The following is a 302-nucleotide window of genomic DNA, read 5'->3' as shown; positions in this document are numbered from 1 at the left end:
CGAGAAGGCGCCGACCCGTATCGTATCCCTGGCCCCGTCCGAGACGGAAAAGCTGTTTGCCCTCGGACTGGATGAGGAGATCGTAGGCGTATCCGATTTGGATGATTATCCGGAAGCCGCGAAATCCAAGCCGAAAATGGGAGGCTTCCAGGTGAATGAAGAGGCTGTAATCGCAGCTGAGGCCGATGTCGTCTTCAGTGCGTCGATGAATGCGGAAAACGCGGAGAAGCTCCGCGGGATGGGCGTGAAATTGTTCGTTAACGATCCGTCCACGATTGAAGAAGTGATGTCTTCCATTACGC

1 pseudogene is annotated in these 302 nt (G+C 55.0%); it reads left to right on the top strand.

The features are described 5' to 3' along the window. Positions 1–302, top strand: a pseudogene (locus tag ACSNOG_RS33140) (hypothetical protein); the annotation flags it as partial.

Source organism: Streptomyces sp. URMC 124, assembly GCF_051386455.1.
GTDB lineage: Bacteria > Actinomycetota > Actinomycetes > Streptomycetales > Streptomycetaceae > Streptomyces.
Note: the sequence above shows the minus strand (reverse complement) of the source record. Positions and strands in the feature narration are given on the sequence as shown.